General features: G+C 37.1%; 5 protein-coding genes. 3 read left to right on the top strand and 2 right to left on the bottom strand.

All coding sequences use genetic code 11. The annotated features are described in order from the left end of the window. Window positions 1-558 precede the first annotated feature (558 nt). Window positions 559-1,287, top strand: a complete 729-nt coding sequence (locus ACTHN6_RS06895) for a hypothetical protein (protein WP_440435002.1) — start codon at window positions 559-561, stop codon at window positions 1,285-1,287. A gap of 276 nt (window positions 1,288-1,563) precedes the next feature. On the opposite strand, the gene ACTHN6_RS06890 is transcribed toward ACTHN6_RS06895, so the two are convergent. Together ACTHN6_RS06890 and ACTHN6_RS06885 are read right to left on the bottom strand one after the other, a co-directional pair. Next, window positions 1,564-3,399 carry a rhomboid family intramembrane serine protease gene (locus ACTHN6_RS06890; RefSeq protein ID WP_440435001.1) on the bottom strand — a complete coding sequence of 612 codons (1,836 nt, stop codon included), beginning with the start codon at window positions 3,397-3,399 and terminating at the stop codon, window positions 1,564-1,566. 111 nt (window positions 3,400-3,510) lie between these two features. After that, a complete protein-coding gene (locus tag ACTHN6_RS06885; protein ID WP_440435000.1) occupies window positions 3,511-4,122 on the bottom strand; it encodes a hypothetical protein in 612 nt (203 codons plus the stop codon). Between the two features lie 502 nt (window positions 4,123-4,624). Between ACTHN6_RS06885 and ACTHN6_RS06880 the strand changes: the two genes are divergently transcribed. Then, the gene (locus tag ACTHN6_RS06880; protein ID WP_440434999.1) at window positions 4,625-4,948 is read left to right on the top strand and encodes a helix-turn-helix domain-containing protein; all 324 of its coding nucleotides are present in this window, start codon (window positions 4,625-4,627) and stop codon (window positions 4,946-4,948) included. Between the two features lie 22 nt (window positions 4,949-4,970). Beyond that, the coding region (locus tag ACTHN6_RS06875; RefSeq protein WP_440434998.1) for a CHC2 zinc finger domain-containing protein at window positions 4,971-5,306 on the top strand (336 nt) is incomplete at its 3' end.

Here is a 5,306-nt window from a genome sequence, read left to right as displayed (position 1 = left end):
ATTAATTATAAATATTTATAAAGAAATGGGAGAAATTCAAAGCAAAAAGTTTTACATGGCTCAAGAAAGATTTATCAGAAGCATTGCCCCATCGTTACCCTCATTTGAAGACCTTCTCAATTTGCAATTTAATGATGAAAGTATGAATTAGTCAAATTTACTGAGAGCCTGAGGCATGTAATTTATCTATAAGTCCATCAAAAGTGCATAATTATTTATCCAATCATATTAACACACCGATTGCATAACCGCTATCTCCTCTTCGGTGCAGTCTCCACGGCAACGTTACAGAGTAATCAGAATTCGATTTGAATTTAAAATTGTTCATTTCTATTGTAACGTAAGACAAGATTATCCTCAAAAAATAGAGCATGACGGTCTTCATGGATTTAGGCTGTTAATGGTTCAACTTATATATTGAAACAAATGCCCGTGTTTGGCGTAGTTTCCATGACTACGTCGCGGTGTAATCAAATCTCCAATTTGAACAGATGCTCCTACATTGCAGGTCAATTTTGTTAAGTTTAATTTGAGTAATTTCATTGAAAATGTTACCGGATGATACCCGGCAAGAAATTCAAAATATCGTTGCAGAAAATGTTATCCCGGGGCAACAAGATCATTACACAGCAATCCGAAATAAACTTTGCACAGGCTGACAAAATGAAAAATATTTTGGTGCTGATACCAATTTTTGGAACAATACTTTTTGTTGTGCTTTACGTTGTTGCCACATTTTTATACCCGGGCGGTTCACAGGCTGATAAAAACGCTGTTGGCTTTAGCTGGACAAATAATTATTGGTGCAACCTGTTAAATGAGAACGCAATTAACGGGCAATTAAATCCTGCAAAACCAGTTGCCTTAACAGCTATGTTACTACTTTGTTTTACGCTTGCCTATTTCTGGTTCCTGTTTCCAAATAAAATTAACCTCAGCAATAAACTTAAGCTTGTAATACAAATTTCAGGAACGCTTTCTATGGCAATTGCTTTGTTGCTGTTTACGAACATCAACCACGATTTAATAACAAACCTGGCATCATCATTTGGAGCAATTGCAACTATCGGCACTTTTACCGGGCTTTACAAAAACAAATGGTTTGGGCTTTTTGCTTTTGGGCTTTTAAATATTTTGCTTGCAGGACTTAACAATTTGTGCTATTACAACAAAGCGTTGATTGTTTATTTGCCTGTAATTCAAAAAATAACTTTTGCGACATTTTTAATCTGGGTTTGCAGCATAACTATAAATCTTTATTGCAGGCAGAGAACAGCCACAACATAAGGGCTTGACCTGCCGGGCGGTGGCACGGCGCGTATTTGTACCAAAAGAGACCAATTGGGAAACGGTGAAGATTTTGTCGGTAAGGGCATTGTGCCTGATAAAATAGTGCTGTAAACAGTAGCAGATTTTCGCAAAGGAATTGATACGCAATTACAGGCAGCTATAAAACTATTGCAGCAAAAGCAGTAAACCTGCACGTCTTTGTGGCAGCTTTTGCTCATCGTTAGTGACAAGCGATGGAGTAGTTTGCAAATTTTTAAAATCTATTTATCTTATTTAAATTGAATGGTCATGTTCTGATCTCTTTTTAATAGATGGCAAGGCCAGGAAACCTAGCAATATGCCTGCAAGCAGCCCGGCAATATGGGCCGCATTATCAATGCCCTGACCTAATAATCCTACACTAAGGTTATACGCTATAAAGAATATTATACTAACAAGGAACAATTTGCTTAGTGATGGTGAAACCGTTTTTGAAAGCAGCAGTACAAGCAACACGCCATATAACCCAAATATTGCACCGGACGCGCCAACGCTTACTGCAGTGTCATTCCACCATAAACTTATTGCACTTGCAGCTAAGCCTGAAATACAATAAATAACGGCAAATATTTTTCTCCCGGTTAAAGGTTCAAGCAATAATCCTGCAAATAATAAAGCTATCATGTTTGAAAGCAAATGAACAAAACCACCATGTAAAAATATACTGGAGAAAAGCCGCCACCATTCGCCGTTAGTGGTAAGTGGTTTATAGTTGGCGCCCCAGTTTAAAAGTTCAGGAATGGTGAACGATAAAAAACCATTGCCTGAAAAAACCAGCAGCATAAAAATGATAATATTTGCATCAATCAATATTGGTGTTATAAAAAAATCTCCAGCAGGGATAAAGTATTTAAGTGCTGCTCTTATTTTTTTGGTTGTGATATTTTTTGGGGTTGCCCTTATTTTTTTCTTATCTATTTTTGGAATACTAATAGCGATAAGCCAAACTGCGAATGCAATGGCAAACGATCCAAATATCCAGGCGAGTTTATTGCCATTGCGGTCCTTGAAATTTCCATTTTCAGGAGTAAAAATAATTACGTTACCGGCCTCGCTGTCAGGAAAAGCTTTCTCTATCGCTTCTTTAAACCTTCTTCTATCTTTTGTGTTGGCGATGCGGTCGAAATAGGAGAAAGAATTAAGGTTAGAATCTTCAAAATTCTGCATGCATTCATTGTAAAATGCATGTTCAATATCCCTTTTCGAATCATCGCCTAAACGGTTGCTTATCTTTTTATAATAACGGATGCCAAGCCAGGCCGGCGGCATTTCCCGTCGCTGGTTAATATGTTGTACCTCTCTCTTTGTGGTTACTATTAATACTCCTTTAGCTCTATTATCTCCATACATTGCTTCTGCCGTCTCGCCCTTTAATACTGAAATATTTGTAACTGAATCGGGAGATATGCGGTTTAATTCATCTTTGGCAATGGGTTTTCCGTCCACAATGATTAGATAGCCGGTGTCATTTTTATTTAAGATTGGTTTTCTTAAACTGGCAGCAATGGAATCATGATAGCGATCACTCCCCGAATTGAGTCCGCTTATTTTAGTGCTCGTATTATCGACTTTATAATAAGCAGGGCAAACAATATGAATATAAAGGTTAAAATCCTGATTGTATTTGCCACTCACCTCTGAACTATATTCTACACTCTTCTGTGCTTTGTACGGGAAGTAATTTTTTATTGCATAGTATTTTGTGAGTTCGTGATTGCCAATCTCATTAATATTTGATAATTCAGTGAGTTTGCCTGTAGCGGATTCGATATAGCTGGTTGCAATTATGGTTGGAGCGATACATCCTGCAGTTGCAATGAACATAAATAAAAAATCCGGAGAACGGGCGCCAGACCTGTTTAATTTTAGCAATTTAATTTTTGGCCTCAACCATATTAAAACCGGAACCCACGGAAGAAAATAGGGTATCCAGAATTTTACCAAGTCTTCATCTATACTATCAATGTGAAGCTGTGTGAACAGTCCCCAATAAATGAAAGAATATATACCAATAAAGCTCGCACAGATGATAAGATAAGGCCTCACCAGCAGTTTCAGTTTTTGTTGCATTATTTTAAGGTTGACATAATAAACACATAATGACTTTCCAGTTTGGTGAAGCCAGGACAGGAACGTTTTTGTCATAATGATTAAACCCGCCTGGTTGTGTGGCCCTTGGTTTTAGTTTTCTGTATAGTTGTTATTTTCCGTTTCTATGTTTTTAGTAATCTTTTGATACTTCTCTTTTTTTGAAGCGCTTTTATAAATCTTAAAGCCGCCGCCGGCTGTTATCAAAAAGCCATACAAGCCAAACATGCCTGAAAGCGTTCCGTTAAAAGCAAGATATACCGCCACCAGCCCTACGCACAGGATGATCCACCCTGCAATCATCTCGTTGGTATAATTCTCCTTTAGTTCTTTGGATTTCGTATCAAGGCTTTGGGTTAACATGAACGCATATTGCTGATCAACACCTTTGTTTAAAAGCAAATGATAGATCTCAAAATTAGTCTTACCAGCTTCCTTTTGGTCTAAAGCAAACTGCCATACCGAATTCGTAAATTCAAGGGTGGCCGCTTTTTCAAAAACAGTCTGCCTGTCCAAGTCTGCCAAAGATTTATCAATCTCTGCGGATTCTATAACGCTTAAATCCAAATTTCGTTTTTCAAATTCCGCTTTTAAAAGATGGAAAGATTCGAAGGTTAATTTATCCGACTCATTCACGGCAAAAAACTGCAACTCCTGGTCGGTCATTCTTGCATATTGCTCTTTAACGATGTTTAGTTCTATCATATAGCATTTTGGTTCGTTTGAAGGTTTAGTATGCAGTTACCCAAAGCTATTCATTTTTAGTTTAATTCAATCTTTCAATGTCAAAATGATCCTGGCGGTTAATGTTTAGCTTAATTCGTTTGCAATTTTAGCTTCATTCAAAAGAACATTTATTCCTGTTCACAAAATATATCTGTTCACGTACCGTGTACACTGATAAATGATGAACATGAAAGAAGAATATTTTGTACATACAAAGGGGTTAAGAGAAGAACAATTTATATAAATCTAAGTTTGTTAAAAATTCTCACAACAACCATCACTCAAATCATATCAAACCTTATCAAAACAATACAAGACTTTACTTCATTTAATATGATCTGATTACTTCGGCAATCCCGATTGTTAATGAGCAGAATGTTGGCCTGTTCAAAATACGAACAGGATAAGTTTATCTACAGCTATCTTCTTTAATTTTAACGGGTAAGTTTCTTATTTGTGAACAAGATAAATGTGTAGAAAGATGAACGAAACACCCATGTTGTTTCCGATGGCTCCGGCGGAGTTCTGGAAACAGATCAGGTCAACGATTGAAGAAGTGGTTAGCGAAAAAATCAATCAGCCATTTCAATCACCACCAACAGACCACCTTCCCGAAAAAGCCTTATTAAAAGCCAGTGATGTTTGTGCTGTATTCCAGGTATCCAAACCAACATTGTACGACTGGCTTAGACAGGACAAACTCAAAAGCTTCAAGATCAAATCAAGGCGCTATTTCTTGAGAACAGATATAGAAGTCATGATCAAAAAGCAGCTTGAAGCAACTGAAAGCAACACTACTATTTAATCAACTTAAAAAATTGCGAGTTATGAATTGTGCAGAGGCCAACAAAGTTGGCCTGGTGGATTATTTATATACATCAGGATATACGCCGGCAAAAATAAAAGGCAATGATTACTGGTATGTATCTCCCTTAAGAGATGAAAAGACAGCGTCTTTTAAAATTGACAGAAGTAAAAATGTATGGTACGACCACGGCACCGGCAATGGCGGAACGGTGATAGATTTTGTGATACAATATTTCAACTGTGATGTGCAGCAGGCATTGCAAAAATTAGAGAGGTATGTTGCAGATAATAAACTCCGACTGTTGACGAATAATGTCAAAGAAAGCGAAAAACCACTTTCTTTTCAACAGCAAAAA

The organism is Parafilimonas sp. (assembly GCF_051953455.1).
Classification (GTDB): Bacteria; Bacteroidota; Bacteroidia; order Chitinophagales; family Chitinophagaceae; genus Parafilimonas.
This window is presented reverse-complemented; position numbering and strand designations above follow the sequence as displayed.